This is a genomic window from Ruegeria sp. AM7 (assembly GCF_056535965.1).
This window is the reverse complement of sequence record NZ_JBQFJE010000003.1, coordinates 3,280,568-3,300,044: the sequence shown is the minus strand read 5'-3', so window position 1 is coordinate 3,300,044 and position 19,477 is coordinate 3,280,568. Positions and strand designations below refer to the sequence as shown.

Here is a 19,477-nt window from a genome sequence, read left to right as displayed (position 1 = left end):
ATCTGACACGTGATTTATCATCACGACACCTCCCCGCGGCACGACAAACCCTTCAGGGTCTGATGTACCGGGCGGGTCGGATTGTGGTGTTCATGCCTCGGGGCTCAGCCCTTCGGTGGACAGATCGTCCAGTTTGGGCATCAGCCGCAGCAGTTCGCTTGCATATTCAGTCTGCGGATTGGCAAACAGATCGTTGGTCTCTTGCAGTTCAACCACCTTGCCCTGTTTCATCACGGCGACCCGGTCGCACATCTGGCGCACGACCGGCAGGTCATGGCTGATGAACAGCAGGGTCAGGCCCAGATGCTCCTGCAAATCCTTCAGGATGTTCAGGATTTGGGCCTGAATAGACACGTCCAGCGCGCTGGTTGGTTCGTCACAGATCAAAAAGCGGGGCTGCGTGGCAAGCGCGCGTGCAATGGAAATCCGCTGACGCTGACCGCCCGAGAATTCATGCGGATACTTCAGCCCGGCCTCATGACCCAGCCCAACTTGATCCAACAACTCATCCACACGGCGCTTGATGTCAGCACCGTCCATCAGCTTGTGATGGCGGATTGGCTCTGCCACAATCTCATCCACCCGCATCCGGGGATTGAGTGAAGAATACGGGTCCTGAAAGATCATCTGGATGTTCTTGCGATAGGCATCCAGCGCGGCCTTGTTGGTCAGATCGCTGACCGTCTGCCCTTCGAAGGTGATCGTGCCGCCATCAACAGGGTAAAGCCCAGCAATCATCCGCGCGACGGTGGACTTGCCCGAGCCGGATTCACCCACAACTCCAAACACCTCACCGGCGCGGATATCAAAGCTGACATCGTCCACAGCCGTGAAATAGGTGCGGTCCCAAGGCAGAAGTCCGCGCTTTTGCAGGAACTTCTTGGTCAGGTTACGGATTTCAAACACCGGCTTGCTGGTGTCATTGTCCACCTTGGGCCAGTGGCGGGCCATGTCTTCGATCGCAAAGCGGGTCTCGCGCCCGCCATAGCTGATCTGCGGAAAGCGATGCAGTTTGAGTGTTGGGCGCGGTACGGCGGCGATCAGGGACTTGGTGTATTCGTGGCTCGGCTGGCCCATGACCTGAGACGTAGGACCGCTTTCGACCACTTTACCCGCATACATCACCGTCACCTTGTCGGTGGTGTCGGCAATCACGCCCATGTCGTGAGTAATCAGGATGACCCCTACCTGCCGCTCGGTCGCCAGCTCTTTGATCAGGTCCAGAATCTGCGCCTGAACGGACACGTCCAGCGCCGTCGTCGGTTCATCCGCGATGATCACGTCCGGCTCGGTACACAACGCCAGAGCGATCACCACACGCTGCCGCATCCCGCCCGAGAACTGGTGCGGATATTGATCCAGCCGCGTGTCAGGGTCGGGAATACCCACGCGGTCGATCAGATCGCGCGCGCGTTTGTTGGCCTCGGCGTCCGAGCCGCCCAGATGGGCCTGAATCGTCTCGACCAGTTGCTCGCGCACGGTGAAGAGCGGGTTCAGCGAGGTCAGCGGATCCTGAAAGATCATCGAGATCTTTTTGCCACGCAACCCACGCATTGCGTCCGCGTCGATACCGCTGATCTGATCACCGCGCAGCTTGATCGTACCGCTGGCGATACGTCCGGGGCGATCCAGAAGGCCCATGATGGCCGCACCGATGGTGGATTTACCGGCCCCGGATTCACCCACAAGCCCGTGGATTTCGCCGGGTTCCACCGACAGGTCCACATGGTCCACGGCGGTGAACAGTTGGCGGCGGGTCGGGAATTCGACCGTCAGGTCATTGATCGTCAGAAGGCTCATGAAATCACCGCAGCTTGGGGTTCAGCGCGTCGCGCAGCCAGTCGCCCAGCAGGTTCACAGACAAGGCCAACGCCAGAAGGGTGCAGGCCGGGAAGAACAGAATCCACCACTCACCCGAGAACAGGAAGCCCTGCCCGATACGGATCAGTGTCCCCAGAGAAGGCTGGGTCGGTGGGGCGCCCACGCCGAGGAAGCTGAGGGTCGCCTCGGCAATGATCGCCAAAGCCAGCGAGATCGTGGCGATCACAAGAACCGGGCTGAGGACATTGGGCAGGATGTGACGGAACATGATCGGAAAGGATCCGCGCCCGATCAGACGGGCGGCTTGGACGTATTCCTTGTTTTTCTCGACCAACGCCGCACCACGCACCACACGGGCAAACTGGACCCAGTCAGACAGCGCAATGGCGACAATCAGGACGTAGATCGCCATCTCATCGCGGTATTCCGGCGGGGTGACGCCTTTGGCGATACCAAAGATCAACATGGCGACCAGAATGGCCGGGAAAGTCAGCTGCACATCGGCGACCCGCATGATCAGCGTTTCAATCCAGCCGCCGAAATAAGCCGCGACCAGCCCAAGAACGATGCCGATGATCAAGGCCAACAGCACGGCAGATGCGCCCACGAACAGGGAAACGCGCATCCCGTACAGGATGGTCGAGAACACGTCGCGCCCCTGATCGTCGGTTCCCAGCAGGAAGGTCTCCTGCGTAAAGGCGTTGGGTGTTCCGGGCGGCGTGAACCCGTTCATCAGGTTCAGTGAGGACGGGTCGAACGGATTATAGGGCGCTATCAGCGGCGCAAAGATCGCCGAAAGCACAAGTATGGCGACAACCAGAGTCGCGACAATAGCCACAGGCGAATGCCGGAAAGACCATGCGAAATCGCTGTCCCAGAACTTGGCGAACCGCGACTTTTCCGGCGCTTTGGGGGTATCGAGAATATCGGTCATGTAGCCCTCGCGTCGACACGCAGGCGCGGGTCAATAGCATAGTAAAGAAGATCGACAATCAGGTTGATCGTCACGAACATGACCGAAATCAGCATCAGATAAGCGGCCATGACGGGGATATCGACAAACTGGATCGCGTTGATGAACAGCAGACCGACGCCCGGCCATTGGAACACCGTCTCGGTGATGATGGCGAAGGCAATGATCGAACCCAGTTGCAAACCGGTAATGGTGATCACCGGCACCAGCGTGTTCTTCAGCGCGTGGCGGAAATTGATCACCCGATCCGACAATCCGCGGGCACGGGCAAAACGAACGTAATCGGCGCGCAACACTTCCAGCATCTCGGACCGCACAAGCCGCATGATCAGCGTCATCTGATAGAGGCCCAGCGTGATTGCCGGAAGGATCAACGCCTTAAGGCCCGACGACGTCAAAAAGCCCGTAGACCAGTTCCCAATCATAACGGTTTCGCCCCTCCCGAAGCTGGGAAGAAGGTCAAGTTCGACCGAGAAGACATAGATCAGCAAAATCCCGATCAGGAAGGTCGGCAACGAAACCCCAATCAAACTGACGGTCATAATCACATTCGCCGCGATCCCTTGTCGTCGGATGGCGGTGAAAACGCCCAGCGCAATTCCCATCGTAATGGCCAGGAAACCCGACACAAAAGCCAGTTCCAGCGTCGCGGGTGCACGTTCTGCGATGATGGTCGAAACCGGACGACCCTGGCGGTAAGAGACGCCAAAATTGCCCTGAACGGCCCCTTGCAGGAACTTGAAATACTGGACCGGGAAGGGCTTATCCAACCCAAGCTCGCCCCTAAGCCGGTCGATATCGGCCTGGGTGCGCTCTTGCCCCAGCATGTTGTCGATCGGATCGCCGACAAATCGGAACATGGAAAAAGCGACCAGACCCACGACCAAAAGCACGATCACGGATTGGAACATCCTTCGAACGATATATGCGAACATTTAGTTTCCCCGTTGATCTGCCTCTCTACGCATGCGCCGACCAAATGGTCAAGATGTCGCAGAGGACAACGCCGCCCGGTCCTGAGGCGCGCTCCAGTCGACAAATGGCCCCAACGGCACGATCCCCAGCGGGTTTCGCAGCTCGGAAGGTGAGAAATACCCGGCCTTGTAGATATCGGGCTTCACTGTCCGGGCAATCTCCGGTCGAGAATACAAATCCCGCGCATAGCCCCACAGATGCGGATAGTCCACCAGACGCCGCAAATTGCAGCGGAAGGCATAGTGATAGGCCACATCGAACCGCGCCAGTGTCGGGAACAGGCGCAGGTCGGCCTCGGTCAGATCGTCGCCGCACAGGTATCGATTAGTGGCCAGATGCGCCTCGATCTCGTCCAGCATGGCGAAGACGTCGTGGAAACCGGCTTCATACGCCTCTTGCGTGCGAGCGAACCCAGCGCGATAGACGCCATTGTTCAGGCGCGGGTAGATTTTGGCGTTCCAGGCGTCGATCTGATCCAGCTTGTCTGGCGGGGCCAGATTTGGACCATAGCCTTCCAACGTGCCAAGCATACGCACGAGATCGGCGGATTCATTCGACACCGCGCGGTTTTCGGCGCGATCCCACAGTAACGGTACGGTAACCCGGCCGGTATAAGCAGGATCAACCTTTTCATAAGCCTGATGCAGCGCGGTGACGCCGAATAGAGGGTCGGCATATTCCCCTTCGGTGTCGTACACCCAACCGTCCGGCGTGCGGCGCGGACGGGCATAGGCGATCGTGATCACATCTTCCAACCCCTTGACGGCGCGGGTCAGCAGGACCCGGTGCGCCCAAGGGCAATTCCACGCGGCATACAGGTGGAACCGCCCCGGCCCGTACGGGCCGTCGGGCAGAGCGTTGCGGATGGACGACGCCTGACGACGGTATGCGCCGTCAAGCGATGTGTCGGGGGCGGGGTCGTCCACGTGGTAGACCCCGGCAATCATAACGCCCATGCGGTCAGTTCACCGTGACCCAACGCAGGATGAAGAAGTTATCCGGGCGTTGTGTCAGGTCGATATTGCTGCCGGTCCCCCAGACCAGAGGCTGCACATACATCGGCACATAGACATGATCGTCCTGATAGATGGCCGTCACCTCATCCAGCATGGCCTGACGCTTCGTCGCGTCCAGCTCGGATTGGATCATCGGCAACAGTTCATCCACCCGTTCGTTCGAGTATCCGCCGAAATTCCAGCTGCCCAGCTTCTTTTCCTCGTTGGGCGTGGCGACCAGAAAGCGAACGGGATGTTCGGCGTCGAATGTGCCGGGGCTCCAGCCCAGCATATACATGTCGTAGTTATCCTCGCGCAGCTCTGGCCAGTAGTTGCGGACGGGCATAGCATCCAGTTCCGCCGTGACCCCAATCTGCGCCAGCATGGTGACGACGGCCTGACAGACCGGTTCGTCATTCAGATAGCGGTCATTGGGGCACTTCAGCCCGAACGAGAACCCATCACCATAACCCGCCTCGGCCAGCAGCGCCTTGGCGCCTTCGACATCAAAGGCGGGGCGGTCTGCATTGGCGGCGGAATAGCCGCTCATAGCCGGGCTGACCAGTTGCGAGGCGGCCTCAGCATTGCCGCGCATGATCGTGGCCAGAATTGCATCCACATTGATCGCCTGTGCAACCGCCTGACGGACCCGCGCATCGCGGAACGGGTTCGGTTTGCCCGCGTCATCGGTGTATTTCAGCGTTTCTGCCTCATGATCGAAACCCAGCATGATTACACGCGCCTCGATCCCCTGAATGACGTCCACATCGGCGTTTTCCTTCAGGCGTGCAACGTCTTGGATCGGGACAGGGTTGATCATGTCCACATCACCCGACAGCAGCGCCGCAACGGCAGTCGCCGGGTTCTGGATCGGGTTGAACTCGGCGCGAGTAATGTTGTGTTCAACCTCGCCCCACCAGTCGCCATGCGGTTCTAACACGGTCTTAAGCCCCGGTTCGCGGGCCGTCACCTTGAATGCACCGGTGCCATTGGCATTGACCGTGGCGTAGTTGCCGGTCTCCTTGTCAGGCACCACGGCGTCATTCGCCTCGGTCCAGCCCTGATCCATGATCATCCAGTTGGCGATCGAGGACGGGAACAGCGGGTTCGGCGCTGAGGTCATGATATCGACCGTATAGTCATCGACTACGATCACCTCACTGACCGGCGCAAACCAGCTGCGCGTATCCGCCGACTCGCCTGAGGCCCGCTGATAGCTAAACAGCACGTCTTGCGCATCGAAGGTGCTGCCGTCGTGAAAGGTCACACCCTCACGCAGCTTGAATCGCCAGCCTTCACCCTCTCCGATCGGCTCCCAGCTTACGGCCAGCGCGGGTTCGACCGTCATGTCTTTGCCGCGGCGCACCAGCCCTTCGTAGACATTGTTGAGAAAACCCAGAACCGGGGCCGAGTTGACGGCGTGCGGGTCCATGGTCTGCGGGTCGGTGGTCGAGGCCCATTTGAACTCAGCCGCCTGAACGCTGGTCGCAACCAGCAGGGCCAGGCCAACGGCACTGTTTCTAAGGATCATTTTTATCTCTCCCTGTTCTCTGCGTTCAAGTTTTCTTGGTTTTTTTCGCCTGCGCAAGGAAATCTCAGGTCGAAACAAAAAACAGGGCGCGAAAATCGCGCCCTGCCTTGTTCGCAATCGAACCGATTTAGTTCATGGTGAAGTATTTGACCTTCGGCTGGTCTTCCGCATCCACTTCGATGCCCACGCCATCAGCCATACCCCAGTTCAGAACCTGGTGGTGGATCGGGATGTACAGCGCTTCGTCCTGCACCACGCGCCAGATGTCGGCGATGTCGGCGTTCCGCGCGTCCAGATCGGTGTTCGAGGCCAGCGACTTGATCTTCGCATCCAGCGCATCGTCCTGATAGCCGGTGCCGTTCCACGTGCCGATGTCGTCCTCGCGACCATGGACCAGGAAGTTGAAGATGTATTCCGAGTCATATGTCGGCACACCCCAACCCAGCATGTAGAAGTCGGTCTTGCTGTCGGTGATCAGCGGGAAATGCTGTGCCTTGGGCTTGGCGTCCAGATTCACAGTCACGCCGATCTGACCCAGCATACCGACGGCCGCCTGACAGATCGCTTCGTCATTGATGTAGCGGTCATTGGGGCAGTCCAGCCGCAGCGAGAATCCGTCGCCATAACCTGCCTCGGCCATCAGGGCCTTGGCTTTTTCCAGATCGGTCGAAGATTCGCCGTCCATGTCAGCGGTCCAACCGTTCACGAAGGGAGGTGCGATCATGCCCGCAGGCTGCGACTGGCCGCGCATCACGACCTGTTTGATCGCATCACGGTTGATCGCCATCGACATGGCCTGACGCACACGCACATCGGCCAGAGGGTTCTTGCCGTCCACGTTGTCCGCTTCGATGTCATCTGCGCCCTGGTTCATACCAAAGAAGATCACACGGTTCTGCGGCGCTTGCTTGACCATCAGGCCATCGGCACCGTTGACGCGCTCGATATCCTGCACGGGCATATCCTGAAGGAAGTTCACCTCGCCCGACAGCATCGCTGCCACACGCGTCGCAGCGTTCTGGATCGGGGTATAGATGATCTCGGTCACTTCCATCGGGAACTGTTCGATGCCCCAATAATCATCATTGCGCACCATCACGGTTTTCACATCAGGCTCGCGGCTTTGCAGTTTATACGGCCCCGTGCCGTTGGCATTGGTGGTGGCATAGGTGATCTCGCCACCCTCAAAATCCTGCACGTTGACGGTGTCATTGGCCTCGGCCCAGCCTTTGTCCAGAATGAACAGGTTGGTCAGGTTCGACGGCAGGATCGGGTTCGGACCATCGGTGACGATCTCGACGGTATAATCGTCAACGGCGCGCACTTCGGTGATCGAGCCGATCAGCTCTTTCATGTCGGAATTCGGCTGCTTGGCGCGCTCAAAGCTGAACACCACGTCTTCGGCATTGAAATCCGCGCCGTCATGGAACTTCACACCTTCGCGCAGCTTAAAGACCCAGACATTCGGATCATCGGCCTTTGGGCCCCACTCGGTCGCCAGTGCAGGTTCAAACGCGCCGGTTACGTCGCGGATGATCAGCGGCTCGTACATCTGGTGCCGAATGGTGTGCGACGGACCTTCATTCTGCGAATGCGGGTCCAGCGTCAGCGCGTCACCAGCGCGCGCCCAGCGCAGGGTTTCAGCCGAAGCACCCGTGGCCATCAGCGCGGTGGCGCTGGCAGCCAACATCAAGTTTCTCAGGATCATTTTGATCTCCCCGTTTATTGTTAGCGCCGCCATTCCAAGCGGCAGGCCAATTCCGTGGCCTTGGTGGTCCTGATCATCCAGATCATTTTCACAGTTGCAACACCAGATTGTGATCAAAACGGATAGATAGCCACGAAATTCATCCATAGACCTTATTAGGGTCTATTCATCGTCTAGGGTGAAGGCAGAATAACGGACCTGCGATATTCCTCATGGGGGAAGACACGTCCGGATTGAATACAGTCAAAGATATGCTTGAACACCTGTCCGGGCTCACCGCCCGGCGTGACCGGCCCAAAATAATTGTGACCTGTCGGGTTATCATAGCGCGTGTTGACGTCATCGCAATCGACCTGAAACACGTTGCGTGGCGTTCGGTCGATGTTTTCGGGGCCTGTGTGCCCCAACCGCCGCGAGGCCACTTTGTTCTTGAGGTTCGCCGCCTTACTGGCCCGCAGCGCCAGATCATCTGACGCGAAATAAACCACCACATTGCGCGACGCATGGCTGACCAGAACTCCCGGTTCGTCTTCGTGCACCGTTTCATTCACCACATCAGCCGCAACCATAAACGTGTTACGAAACAATAGCGGCACGCCCGAGGCCAGATCATAGCGGTCCCATTCGATCAGCGTTTGCCTCAACACGCGGTTGCCCATTGAATGCGCCAGCAGGTTGATCCGCTTTAGACACGGGGCCACGTCAGGTTCATTCTCGGCGCTGTTGCGCCATTCCAGAAACCGCTCTAACACGCGCGCAAAGGAATACCCGCTTTGGTCTGCGGATTTCTGGTCATCCCAGTATTTCTGAACGATCCCATGCTCGTTATCGCTGGGCCAGATCAGTGGCAGCACCATCACTTCGCCCGGATCGGCCAAATCACACAGGCGTTGCAGCTCGGCTGTGGTGCGAAAGACATCGTCAGGCAGGTTGTTGAACCCATGCAGGTATAGCAGAATCTGGCGGCAATCGCTGTCACGCACCCGCCGCAACAATTCGGCACTTGTGATTTCGGTATGGTGTTCGTCTTCACCCTTTTCGCAATAGAACACCGAATTGGACGGCGCATTATTGTTGAGGTCAAAGGTGAACCGACGCCCGCGTCGGGTACGAATGCTTTGGGTCGGGAATCTGTTGGTTATGAAAAGCATGTAAAAACTCCGATCAAAAGTAAAACTACCCTAGCAAGCCGCCGGAGATCTGTCAGCTTTTGCCAAAATCACACGCTTTGGAATGGTAAGGTTTTCCGCGGTTGCATTAAAAACTTCAAGCGCCCAACTATAAATTCAATGCGTGTGTTTTTTAGATTTGTTTTTACGGGTTTGGTCCTTGTGGCGATGGTTCTGATCGGGCTGCGCCTGATTGCAAGTAACCGCGAAACCATCGCTTTTGGGCAAGAACTGCCATTGGGCGGCCAATTGATCGAGACAGCCGAAGGTGCCGTTTTTGTGCTTGAACGTGGCCCTGACACCGGCGTTCCGGTCTTGTTTGCGCACGGTACGGCGGCCTGGTCCGGCCTGTGGCTTCCTACGCTCGATTCCGTCGCGGACGCAGGCTTTCACGCAATCGCGTTTGATATGCCCCCGTTTGGATGGTCGCAACACCCTGAGGACAGCGATTACAGCCGCCCCAAACAAGCCGATCGTGTGATCGCCCTGCTTGAGGCATTGGACAACCAGCCAATAGCCGTCGCGCATTCCATCGGGGCAGGCCCTGTTGTCGAAGCCGTGATGCGCCGCCCTGATCTGGTCTCGGGTCTTGTTGTAGTGAACGGAGCGATGGCCCTTAACAGGCATGATCCACCCACCGAGACCCCGATTTACCTGCAAAGCGACGCTGTGCGCCCGTTTATCGCCTCGGCCACGGTGTCGAACCCGATTTTGACCAAAGCGTTCCTGCGCAGCTTCCTGCACATCAAGTCCGCAGCGACAGATGATGTCACTGCGCTCTTGCAAGAACCCATGGCCCGCATCGGATATACTGACGCGGTGGCAGACTGGTTACCCCAGCTGCTGGTTCCGCCCCAAAACGCGCTCAGCACCCGAGCCGAAAACTGGCAGGCGTTGCAACTGCCGGTCGGTCTGATTTGGGGTATTGAAGATACCGTGACGCCTTTGGAACAGGCCCAGGAATTGCTGACCTTGATCCCCGATGCGCAGTACAAGGCACTTCCGGGCGTGGGACATATCCCTCAGCTTGAAGACCCACAGGCGTTTCAGGCCGCGCTGATCGAGATATTGCAAACCTTTTCAAACGCACGACCTGACGAGGCCGATTCATGAGCACATTCACCAGAAGAGCCGCCTTGTTTGCCGCCGGAGGGGTGGCCGGTTGGGGCCTGTCGCGCTGGCTTGGTGCCGATTTGCCAAGTTATGACGGAACGCACCGCACCTTTGCGCCCCAAGACGCGAAGATCATGAACGATGCCAGCGGCCTGTCACCGACCCCGATCCACAAACATCTGGTCATGACCGAGGATGCCGGTGACGCGCTTGTGGCCGCAATCCGCAATGAGTTGACGCGGGCGCAGGCAGATGGGCGGCCGGTCAACGTGGGCGCGGCCCGACACTCGATGGGCGGTCAGGCCATTCCGCGCAACGGCACGGCGCTGACTTTCGATAATGGCTCTGTTCAGATGGACAGTACCGCGCAGACCTATCTGGCGCATGCGGGCGCGCGGTGGTCTCAGGTGATCTCGGCGCTGGACCCTACAGGATTTTCGCCAAAGGTCATGCAGTCAAACCATGATTTCGGCGTTGCTGCGACCTATTCGGTCAATGCACACGGATGGCCGGTGCCCTTCGGTCCTATGGGGTCTACGGTGCGATCATTGCGCATGGTGTTGCCATCCGGAGAGCTTATCACCTGTTCACCCACCGAAAACGCCGATCTGTTCAACCTCGGCATGGGTGGCTACGGGCTGATCGGCTTAATCGTGGACCTTGAGGTCGAGATGGTCCCGAATACCCGACTGACACCGTCTTTTGACGTGATGGAGGCGACCGCTTTTGCCGACAGCTTCAAAGCGGCTGTCGAAGATCCAGCTGTCACGATGGCCTATGGTCGCCTGAATGTTGAACGTGAGACGTTCTTCGAACGCGCCCTGCTGATCACCTATCGCGAAACCGATGATCAGTCGGACCTGCCCCCTGCGGCGGGATCGGGCTGGATGTCACACGCAGCCAGCCGCCTTTATCGGGCGCAACTGGGCAGCGAGGCGTTCAAGACCTTCCGTTGGTGGAACGAAACCAAGCTGGGCCCGGCCCTGGGCGGCGGCGAGGCGACACGGAACTCGTTGATCAACGAACCCGTCGTCACGCTGGATGACCGCAACCCGGATCGCACGGATATCCTGCACGAATACTTCGTGGGCTTCGACGCCTTTGATGATTTCCTGACTGCCTGCCGCGAAGTGATACCGGCCTCGTACCAGGAATTCCTGAATGTCACACTGCGCTATGTTGCACAGGATGATCAGGCAGTGCTCTCGTTTGCCTCGGAACCCCGGATCGCCGCTGTGATGTCTTTCAGCCAGGAAATGACGCAGCGGGGCGAGGCTGACATGGCCCGCATGACTCGCGCCCTGATTGACCGGATTGTCGAAATCGGAGGGGCATACTACCTGCCCTACCGCCCGCATGCCACGCTGGATCAATTTACAGCCGCTTATCCGCGCGCAGCAGAATTCGCGCGGGTCAAACGTACGCTAGACCCGCAACTGGTGCTGCGAAACAACCTTTGGGACAGCTATCTGGGGCAAGTATGACGAACCTTCAAAAGCTATGTATCGTTTATTTCGTCGCGCTGATGATTGCGGCGTCGTTGAACTATGTGCCCGGCCTGACCGATGAAAACGGGCTGGCCTTCGGTATTTTCGCGCTGGATATCTATGACGACGCGCTACACGTGGCCTCGGCATTGTGGGCTTTGATCGCAGGGCTCATGTCGCACAAAGCGGCGCGCACGTTCCTGATCCTGTTCGGGCTGGCCTATCTAGGCGATGGCGTCTTCGGCTTTTTTACCGGTTACGGCTATCTGGACATGGGCATCTTCACCAATCCTTCGGCCGGGATGGACCTGTCGCTGGGGCGTATATTTGCCAATCTTCCGCATCTGGCATTGGGCGGCATCGCCGCCTGGGCCGGACTGCGTGACGCAAGGAGATCATCGTGAGGTTTCTTCTGCGCTGGCTTCGGCGCCTGGTTCTGCTCGTTGTTGTGGTCGTGATCGTACTGGCCGCACCCATCATCTATGTCGAAACAAGCTGCAAAGGCACCGCACAGCCGCAATCATACGCTTCGCTTCTGCCTCCGGAACATCACCGCCCGGAAACGCGGACGCTAATGACCTATCCCGAATGGCATATCGTTCATGCCTATGATGACTATGCCAAGGTTATCAGCACGGGAGACCCGCATGATTACGGCTTCTGGCAGGGGATCACCGGGTTCTGGACATCGCTCTGTGCCCTGACTGAAAACGCCTCGGCCCATGGTGAGATTGATTGGCCCACCAAACAGATGGTCTACGTTATCGGCACCAGCTTTACCACCGAATTGGCCATGAAAGCTGCCTATGAAGAAACGGTGGGCCGCCTGTTTGCCGCACTGCGCGAACCTGATCGTGCGCCACTTGACGATCTTTCTGCGCGACAAGCCTCTGCATATGCAGAATTTCTGCAACAGGTTCCGTGGTACAAATGGCCATTTGCCGAAGACGCACAAGCCCTGTTGGAACAATCCACCGGATCTTTGCGTGACAGCGAACGGGCCATTGCGCTGGGGTTGGAGTATACGGCTAAAGACGCCTATGCTGGCGTAATTGAACAAGCCGTGGCGCAGGTGGGCACCGATGAACTGACCCTGCGAATGATCCTGGCCGCAGATGAGGACATCACTGGCTATACGGATGTTAAGGTTATCGCCATTCGACCAGAAGGGACTGAAGTTGAAACCCCCCGCTACCGTACCCTGACCAATCTGTTGGCTCAGATGGCCCGCGACGGGCTGGAAGTGGTCGAGATCGCGGGCAATGACGACATAATGTTCACCGCTATTTCGGATCAACCAACCACAGCGGGTTCCGTATTCAGTACCCCTCGTCAGGGATATGGGGATTATCGGCATCTGATCGTGGCAAAGGTTCCGGCTCTTCTCGAAACCCTGCGCCAGCTAGAGAACTCGGGTCTGACGCTGGAACACATACATGACTATTAAATCGATCCTGACCACATTGCCCTTGGTGGTGCTGGGCTGGATAACGACGCTTGTAATCGTTGCCCTGCTGACGGACGAAGCGCCGGCCTATGTTGTGGTGCTACCGCAGGACGGGTTACTTCGGAATCTTCCTGACGACACAGCGGTGCTGACGGCCTCGCGGTTAAGCGTCACAGTAACCTCGGAGGCTACGGGCTTTGCCAAATCGCTCTACGCCAGCGGAGCCCGGCTGGTTCTGCCGGCGGGCCTGCCGGGATGTTTGCCGCTGCCGAAGGTTTGATAACTATCCTTCAAATGGAACACGAGCCTCGTCCAGCGTTCTTTTTCGGGACGGCAGGCTCAGATCGTGCGTCACCGGGGCCGAGCGCGAGATCACCCGCCCCTTGCGCACCACAGCCAGCCGGTGCGCGCGCAGGCGGATCGCCTCGATCGGATCTGCCGCTTGCAACAGCACGAAATTCGCATCACAGCCTTTGGCCACACCGTATCCGTCCAACCCCATGATGCGGGCGGAATTCATGGTTACCGCTTCGAAACACCATGTCATGTCTGCACGGCTGGATAGCTGCCCCACATGCAACCCCATAAAGGCCACGTCCAGCATGTCAGCCTTGCCCAGCGAATACCACGGATCCATCACACAGTCAGAGCCAAACCCGACCGTGATCCCCGCATCGCGCAACTCTCGTACGCGGGTCTGGCCCCGTCGCTTGGGATAACTGTCATGGCGACCTTGCAGCATGATGTTGATCAGAGGGTTCGGGATCGCATGCACCCCGGCCTCGACCATCAGCGGGATCAGTTTCGAAACGTAGTAATTGTCCATCGAGTGCATCGACGTCAGATGCGACCCCGCCACCCGGCCATTCAGCCCCAGTCGCTGGGTTTCATGGGCTAGCGTCTCGATATGGCGGCTATGGGGATCGTCGCTCTCATCACAGTGCATATCGACCATCAAGCCGCGTTCAGCCGCGATTTCACACAGCAGTCGAACGGATTCCGCCCCATCCGACATGGTCCTTTCGAAATGCGGGATACCGCCCACCACATCGACGCCCATATCCAGCGCGCGGAGTGTGTTCTGCATCGCGGTCGGGTCGCGTAGCACACCATCCTGCGGGAAGGCCACCAGTTGCAGGTCCAAATAGTCTTTCACCTGCTCGCGTACCTGCAACAGCGCCTGAACGCCCTTCAGTTCATCATCGCAAGTATCCACGTGGCTGCGGATCGCGCCGATGCCCTTGGCTACGGCAAGCTCGCAATAGCGCAACGCGCGGGCGACGATGTCATCAACCGATTGCAACGGCTTTAACTCGCCCCACAGCGCGATCCCCTCAAGCAGCGTGCCCGAGACATTCATGCGTGGATTGCCCAGTGATAGGGTCGCATCCATGTGGAAATGCGGATCGACAAAAGGGGGTGAGACCAGCTGACCCTGGGCGTAGATCACCTCGGCGGCGTCGGCGGTGATCCCGGCCTCGACCGCCGTGATCTTGCCGCCCTGGCAGGCGATATCCATGCCGGTCTGACCGTCCGTCAGGGTGGCGTTTTTGATAAGCAGATCGACCATAATCAGCGTTGACCTTTAAACCATGGGGTAAGCAATGCTCGTGGATAATCGGCCGAGCGCGCGGCGATCACAAGGGCGATGATCGACAGGACATAGGGTACCATCAGGAAGACCTGACCGGGGACCAACGCACCAACCTCGGTTTGCAAGCGTACCTGTAGCGCGTCGAACGCACCGAATAGCAGCGCGCCCAGCAGCGCCTTGCCCGGCCTCCAACTGGCGAAAATGACCAGCGCAATACAAACCCAGCCGCGCCCGTTGACCATACCGAAAAAGAAAGCGTCAAAGGCGCTCATGGTCAGGAATGCTCCGCCCAGCGCCATCAGGGCCGAACCCACGACGATGGCACCGATCCGCAGCCCATAGACCGAAAGGCCCTGCGCATCGACGCTGTCGGGGTTGTCCCCCACGGCCTTGATGGCCACGCCCAGCGCGGTGCGGTTCAGCACGTACCAGACCACCGCAACCAGCAGCAGCGCAAGCCATGTCAGCGCCGTTTGCTGGAACAAAACAGAGCCTAAAAAGGGCAATTCGGACAATACCGGCACGTCTAGCGGCTGAAACGGCTCGATCCTTGGCGGCGATGAAACGTTCGGCAGCGCCGTGCGATAGGTGTAATAGCTGGCCGAGGTTGCAAATAATGTGATCCCCAGCCCCGAGACGTGTTGCGACAGCCCCAAAGGCACCGTCAGGATCGCGTGCAGCAAGCCGAATATCCCTCCGGCCAGCGCGGCGACCAAAACACCGCCCCACAGGCCAGCACCCAGCCAGACGGCCATCCAGCCGCACATGGCGCCGACGACAAAGATGCCTTCGATCCCAAGGTTCAGCACGCCCGCGCGTTCGCAGATCAGCGCGCCCAGCACGCCAAAGATCAGAGGCGTGGCGATGCGCAAGGACGCGGCCCAAAAGCTTTCGGACAGCAGGATGTTAAGGATATCCATCATGACGCAGCCCTCGTGGTGCTGGCCCGGACGATGCGATACCGCGCCACGAACCCGCCGACCAGAACGCAAAGCAACGACATCGACACAACCAGATCCGCCAGGAACGACGAGACACCCATGGCCCTGCTCATACTGTCGGCGCCAACGAAGACTGAGGCGATAAACAGCGCAGCTATCACAACCCCCACCGGCGAAAGCCCCGCCAGCATGGCGACGACAATGCCCGTGTAGCCAAAGCCCGGCGACAGATCAGCAGTCAGGTATCCTTTCAGGCCCGCGACCTCACTGACACCCGCGAGCCCGGCCAGACCACCCGACAGAATGGCCACACCAAACAGCGACCGGTTCACGTTGATCCCCGCGTGACGCGCGGCGGCGGCGTTCTCTCCGACTGCGCGCAGTCGGAAGCCCCATACAGATCGCGCCAACATGAATTGTGCCAATCCGGCAAGTATTAGAGCCAAAATAAGTCCCGAATGAACGCGCATCCGGTCCAACAACGGAGGCAGCATTCCCTGATCCAAAACCGGAGCAGATTGCGGCCAACCCAATCCCATCGGATCTTTCAATGGCCCTTCCAGCATCATCTGAACGAAGATCAGGATAATGAAGTTCAGCAACAGCGTCGTGACCACCTCATCCGCGCCAAAGCGGGTTTTCAAATAAGTGGGGGCAACCATCCCCGCCGCCCCCGCCGCCGCGCCCATAAGAACGATCAGCGGTAACAGAAGGATGCCAGAGATATCCAGCACCCCAGATCCAATAGCCACGGCGGCCATAGCGCCCAGATAAAGCTGTCCCTCGGCCCCGATGTTCCACAGCTTTGCGCGAAAGGCCAACGCGGCGGCGAGGCCGGTAAAGATCAACGGTGTCGCCCGCGTCAGCACCTCAGAGAAGGCAAAGACCGACCCAAAGACGCCACGAAACATCTCGGCGTACGCAGTGATCGGATTTGCGCCTGCAGCCAGCAGGGGAATGGCGGCAAAGCCCAGCGCGATCACAGCGGACAGGATGGGCACACCCAGAGTGAAAGCCCGCGACTGGGTTTGGCGCGGTTCGATGCGGATCATGCCGGTTCTCCTGCCATCATCAGTCCGATCTGCTCGCGGTCGCGACCGGGGGCTTCATGCAATTCGCCGTCACGGATCACAACGATGCGGTCCGCTAGGCTTAGCAATTCATCAAGGTCCTCGGAAATCAGGACCACGCCAGCGCCACGCGCCCGTGCGTTCAGCAAACGTTTGCCGACCTCTGCCGCCGCGCCCATGTCCAAACCACGTGTCGGTTGGTTTGCCAGAATAAGGCGAGGGGAGCGGTCGAACACACGCGCCAGAATAAGCTTTTGGATATTGCCCCCCGACAACAACCGCGCTGGCGCATCAACACCCGGTCCGCGCACGTCATAGGCTTTAGACAGCCTCTCTGCGTTGTCTTGGATATCTTCCCGCAGCAACAAACCGTAGGACTGAACCTCGGGGTCGTTTAACCGCTCTATCACCATGTTTTCGGCCACGCTCATGGCTCCTACGATCCCCTCGTGATGCCGATCTTCGGGAACCCGGCCAACGCCTGCACCCACCATTTTGGCGGGGGTCGGAGAGGTGATTTCGACTCCATCCACCCAAATTAGACCCTGTTCTGGCCGTGTCAGACCCGCAATGACGTTGGCCAGACCGCTTTGCCCGTTGCCCGATACACCGGCAATCCCAAGAATTTCATGCGCACGAACAGTCAGGTTCACCCCGGTCAATGTGTCCCGTTTGGACCGCCCCGGAACCGAAACGTCGGACATGGTCAGCACGGGATCACCCGGTGTCAGTTCGGACCCGGCCAGCTCGGGCGTGTCGGCGCCAACCATCATGCGTGCGATCGATTTCTCGTCGGCATCCGCAGTCAACATCTCGCCGACCTTCTTCCCGTGGCGCAGCACAGCAATACGATCAGAGAAAGACAAAACCTCGCGCAGTTTGTGACTGATGAAAATGACTGACAGCCCCTCGTCCGTCATCTGTCGAATGTTCTGGAACAGCGTGTCGGCCTCTTGCGGGGTCAGAACGGCAGTCGGTTCGTCCAGAACCAGCATGCGCGCGTCGCGGTAGAGGGCTTTGAGAATCTCGACACGCTGACGCTCACCCACTGACAAACGCCCGACCGGCGTGTCCAGGGGCGCGGTCAGGCCGCTTTGCGCCATGATCGCCTCGATCTTGCGGCGGGCTTCGCGCCGGTTGCGGCGCAAGGCAAACAAGGGCTCGGACCCAAGTGTAATGTTGTCCAAAGCCGAAATATTCTCGGCCAGCGTGAAATGCTGATGCACCATTCCCACGCCCGAAGCCAGTGCCACCTGCGGATGGCCGAGCGGCAAGGGGTGCAGATGCCCGGCCTCATCCGCCACGTCAATAGAGCCTGAATCGGGCAAATAATGCCCAAACAGCATATTCATCAGCGTGGTCTTGCCCGCGCCGTTTTCGCCCAGCAATGCCAGAACCTCACCCTTGTTCAGGCTCAGGTGGACGTTGTCATTGGCGATGACCGGGCCGAAATGCTTGCTCAACCCGTTGAGTTTCAGAACTGTGGATTTGGTCATTTGGAAAATGGGCCGGTATCACAGACCGGCCCGTAAAGGATCACTGGTCCGAGACCGGGCGATCGTCATTCACATTCACGCGGAACAGACCATCAAGGATTTCCGCCTGACGGGCATTGACCGCTTCGACAACATCAGCAGGCACCAGTTCCTCGTCCAGAACCATCGAGCCACCGCCGTAGCCCATAAAGCTGTACTGGCCGTAATCCGACGCCTCGAACGTGCCGCTGGAAACGTTGGCGATGGCTTTGTCGATTGTCGGTTCCATATGCCACAAGGCCGATGCCATGATCGTACCCGGATAGTCGCCCGACGTGTCGATGACGTTGCCAACGGCCTTGACGCCGCGCTCAACCGCTGCATCCGATACACCAAAACGTTCGGCATACATGATGTCCGCACCTGCATCCATCATGGCGATCGCGCTTTCCTTGGCTTTAGGCGGGTCGTACCAGCTGTCGATAAAGGTCACGAGGAATTTGACATCCGGGTTCACCTCGCGTGCGCCGTCCATGAAGGCGTTCATCAGGCGGTTCACCTCGGGGATGGCGTAACCGCCGACCATACCGATCACGTTTGATTCAGTCGCGGCACCGGCGACCATGCCTGTCAGATAGGATGGTTCGTGAATCCAATTGTCAAAGACCGAGAAATTCGGCCCCACAGGACCGAAGGACGATCCCATCAGGAATGCCGTGTCAGGATAATCCTTGGCCACTTTGCGCGCCGCACGTTCCAGACCAAACACCTCGCCCACGATCAGTTGCGAGCCCTGTTCAGCATATTCGCGCATCACCCGCTCGTAATCCGTGTTGGCCACGTTCTCCGAGAATACGTATTCGATATCGCCGCGCTCGGCGGCAGCGTTCAGCGCTTTGTGGATGCGGCTGATCCACTGTTGTTCCACCGGCAGAGTGTAGATTGCGGCCACCTTGACCGTCTCAGCCGCCGCCAGACCGGCAGAGTACAAAGTGGACGCCGCCGCAACGGCGGCAAGCAATAACCTTCGCGATAATTTATGATCAGCCATGACACTCTCCTGTTTTTTGGGATGCGAGCATTTTTTTACTGTTCAGTCAAATTGTTCATCTGGCGTAGCGGGTTGGTTGCACGGTTTTTTGACTCTGGCGATCATTTTTTAATCACCACCCGCAAAC

The 19,477-nt window shown here is 58.6% G+C and carries 17 protein-coding genes; 5 read left to right on the top strand and 12 right to left on the bottom strand.

Annotated elements, in window-relative coordinates; translation table 11 throughout:
• Positions 1–90: 90 nt before the first annotated feature.
• From ACR3EG_RS20385 to ACR3EG_RS20355, 7 genes are all read right to left on the bottom strand, one after another.
• Entirely contained in the window at positions 91–1,800 is a 1,710-nt protein-coding gene (locus ACR3EG_RS20385) for an ABC transporter ATP-binding protein (protein WP_480497931.1), read from the bottom strand.
• 4 nt (positions 1,801–1,804) lie between these two features.
• The gene (locus ACR3EG_RS20380; protein WP_480497933.1) at positions 1,805–2,755 is read right to left on the bottom strand and encodes an ABC transporter permease; all 951 of its coding nucleotides are present in this window, start codon (positions 2,753–2,755) and stop codon (positions 1,805–1,807) included.
• Positions 2,752–3,729, bottom strand: coding sequence for an ABC transporter permease (locus tag ACR3EG_RS20375; RefSeq protein ID WP_480497935.1), 978 nt, complete (start codon positions 3,727–3,729; stop codon positions 2,752–2,754). The genes ACR3EG_RS20380 and ACR3EG_RS20375 overlap by 4 nt, the downstream gene beginning before the upstream one ends.
• 48 nt (positions 3,730–3,777) lie before the next feature.
• Positions 3,778–4,725: a glutathione S-transferase family protein gene (locus ACR3EG_RS20370; RefSeq protein ID WP_480497937.1), complete on the bottom strand. Its 948-nt coding sequence runs from the start codon at positions 4,723–4,725 to the stop codon at positions 3,778–3,780.
• A gap of 4 nt (positions 4,726–4,729) precedes the next feature.
• Positions 4,730–6,295, bottom strand: coding sequence for an ABC transporter substrate-binding protein (locus ACR3EG_RS20365; RefSeq protein ID WP_480497939.1), 1,566 nt, complete (start codon positions 6,293–6,295; stop codon positions 4,730–4,732).
• Positions 6,296–6,422: 127 nt separating this feature from the next.
• Entirely contained in the window at positions 6,423–8,003 is a 1,581-nt protein-coding gene (locus tag ACR3EG_RS20360) for an ABC transporter substrate-binding protein (RefSeq protein WP_480497941.1), read from the bottom strand.
• Positions 8,004–8,176: 173 nt separating this feature from the next.
• On the bottom strand, positions 8,177–9,154 hold the full coding sequence (locus tag ACR3EG_RS20355) for an alpha/beta hydrolase (RefSeq protein WP_480497943.1): 978 nt from the start codon (positions 9,152–9,154) through the stop codon (positions 8,177–8,179).
• A gap of 138 nt (positions 9,155–9,292) precedes the next feature.
• Here ACR3EG_RS20355 and ACR3EG_RS20350 point away from each other — a divergent pair, with 138 nt between their 5' ends.
• The 5 genes from ACR3EG_RS20350 to ACR3EG_RS20330 are packed head-to-tail and all read left to right on the top strand — an operon-like array spanning position 9,293 to position 13,499.
• The gene (locus ACR3EG_RS20350; RefSeq protein WP_480497945.1) at positions 9,293–10,285 is read left to right on the top strand and encodes an alpha/beta fold hydrolase; all 993 of its coding nucleotides are present in this window, start codon (positions 9,293–9,295) and stop codon (positions 10,283–10,285) included.
• Entirely contained in the window at positions 10,282–11,769 is a 1,488-nt protein-coding gene (locus ACR3EG_RS20345) for an FAD-binding oxidoreductase (protein WP_480497947.1), read from the top strand. Before ACR3EG_RS20350 ends, ACR3EG_RS20345 begins: the two co-directional genes overlap by 4 nt.
• Positions 11,766–12,176 carry a DUF4383 domain-containing protein gene (locus tag ACR3EG_RS20340; protein ID WP_170755307.1) on the top strand — a complete coding sequence of 137 codons (411 nt, stop codon included), beginning with the start codon at positions 11,766–11,768 and terminating at the stop codon, positions 12,174–12,176. Before ACR3EG_RS20345 ends, ACR3EG_RS20340 begins: the two co-directional genes overlap by 4 nt.
• Positions 12,173–13,219, top strand: a complete 1,047-nt coding sequence (locus tag ACR3EG_RS20335; protein ID WP_480497949.1) for a hypothetical protein — start codon at positions 12,173–12,175, stop codon at positions 13,217–13,219. Before ACR3EG_RS20340 ends, ACR3EG_RS20335 begins: the two co-directional genes overlap by 4 nt.
• The gene (locus ACR3EG_RS20330; RefSeq protein ID WP_480497950.1) at positions 13,209–13,499 is read left to right on the top strand and encodes a hypothetical protein; all 291 of its coding nucleotides are present in this window, start codon (positions 13,209–13,211) and stop codon (positions 13,497–13,499) included. Before ACR3EG_RS20335 ends, ACR3EG_RS20330 begins: the two co-directional genes overlap by 11 nt.
• 3 nt (positions 13,500–13,502) lie before the next feature.
• Here ACR3EG_RS20330 and ACR3EG_RS20325 read toward each other — a convergent pair whose 3' ends face one another.
• Genes ACR3EG_RS20325 through ACR3EG_RS20305 form a run of 5 tightly spaced genes read right to left on the bottom strand, consistent with a single transcriptional unit; the run spans position 13,503 to position 19,350 of the window.
• The gene (locus ACR3EG_RS20325; protein ID WP_480497952.1) at positions 13,503–14,789 is read right to left on the bottom strand and encodes an amidohydrolase family protein; all 1,287 of its coding nucleotides are present in this window, start codon (positions 14,787–14,789) and stop codon (positions 13,503–13,505) included.
• A 2-nt stretch (positions 14,790–14,791) separates the two neighbouring features.
• Positions 14,792–15,733 (bottom strand): ABC transporter permease, encoded by a 942-nt coding sequence (locus tag ACR3EG_RS20320; RefSeq protein ID WP_480497997.1) that lies wholly within the window; start codon positions 15,731–15,733, stop codon positions 14,792–14,794.
• On the bottom strand, positions 15,733–16,803 hold the full coding sequence (locus ACR3EG_RS20315) for an ABC transporter permease (protein ID WP_480497998.1): 1,071 nt from the start codon (positions 16,801–16,803) through the stop codon (positions 15,733–15,735). The genes ACR3EG_RS20320 and ACR3EG_RS20315 overlap by 1 nt, the downstream gene beginning before the upstream one ends.
• The gene (locus tag ACR3EG_RS20310; RefSeq protein WP_480497954.1) at positions 16,803–18,320 is read right to left on the bottom strand and encodes an ABC transporter ATP-binding protein; all 1,518 of its coding nucleotides are present in this window, start codon (positions 18,318–18,320) and stop codon (positions 16,803–16,805) included. Before ACR3EG_RS20310 ends, ACR3EG_RS20315 begins: the two co-directional genes overlap by 1 nt.
• Positions 18,321–18,360: 40 nt before the next feature.
• A complete protein-coding gene (locus tag ACR3EG_RS20305; RefSeq protein WP_170353890.1) occupies positions 18,361–19,350 on the bottom strand; it encodes a BMP family protein in 990 nt (329 codons plus the stop codon).
• Between the last annotated feature and the right edge of the window lie 127 nt (positions 19,351–19,477).

Coding starts and splice junctions, on each gene's coding strand:
- ACR3EG_RS20365 (WP_480497939.1), bottom strand. CDS start 6,295: ATGATCCTTAGAAACAGTGCCGTTGGCCTGGCCCTGCTGGTTGCGACC.
- ACR3EG_RS20310 (WP_480497954.1), bottom strand. CDS start 18,320: ATGACCAAATCCACAGTTCTGAAACTCAACGGGTTGAGCAAGCATTTC.
- ACR3EG_RS20330 (WP_480497950.1), top strand. CDS start 13,209: ATGACTATTAAATCGATCCTGACCACATTGCCCTTGGTGGTGCTGGGC.
- ACR3EG_RS20345 (WP_480497947.1), top strand. CDS start 10,282: ATGAGCACATTCACCAGAAGAGCCGCCTTGTTTGCCGCCGGAGGGGTG.
- ACR3EG_RS20320 (WP_480497997.1), bottom strand. CDS start 15,733: ATGGATATCCTTAACATCCTGCTGTCCGAAAGCTTTTGGGCCGCGTCC.
- ACR3EG_RS20355 (WP_480497943.1), bottom strand. CDS start 9,154: ATGCTTTTCATAACCAACAGATTCCCGACCCAAAGCATTCGTACCCGA.
- ACR3EG_RS20340 (WP_170755307.1), top strand. CDS start 11,766: ATGACGAACCTTCAAAAGCTATGTATCGTTTATTTCGTCGCGCTGATG.
- ACR3EG_RS20350 (WP_480497945.1), top strand. CDS start 9,293: ATGCGTGTGTTTTTTAGATTTGTTTTTACGGGTTTGGTCCTTGTGGCG.
- ACR3EG_RS20325 (WP_480497952.1), bottom strand. CDS start 14,789: ATGGTCGATCTGCTTATCAAAAACGCCACCCTGACGGACGGTCAGACC.
- ACR3EG_RS20375 (WP_480497935.1), bottom strand. CDS start 3,729: ATGTTCGCATATATCGTTCGAAGGATGTTCCAATCCGTGATCGTGCTT.
- ACR3EG_RS20370 (WP_480497937.1), bottom strand. CDS start 4,725: ATGGGCGTTATGATTGCCGGGGTCTACCACGTGGACGACCCCGCCCCC.
- ACR3EG_RS20305 (WP_170353890.1), bottom strand. CDS start 19,350: ATGGCTGATCATAAATTATCGCGAAGGTTATTGCTTGCCGCCGTTGCG.
- ACR3EG_RS20380 (WP_480497933.1), bottom strand. CDS start 2,755: ATGACCGATATTCTCGATACCCCCAAAGCGCCGGAAAAGTCGCGGTTC.
- ACR3EG_RS20385 (WP_480497931.1), bottom strand. CDS start 1,800: ATGAGCCTTCTGACGATCAATGACCTGACGGTCGAATTCCCGACCCGC.
- ACR3EG_RS20360 (WP_480497941.1), bottom strand. CDS start 8,003: ATGATCCTGAGAAACTTGATGTTGGCTGCCAGCGCCACCGCGCTGATG.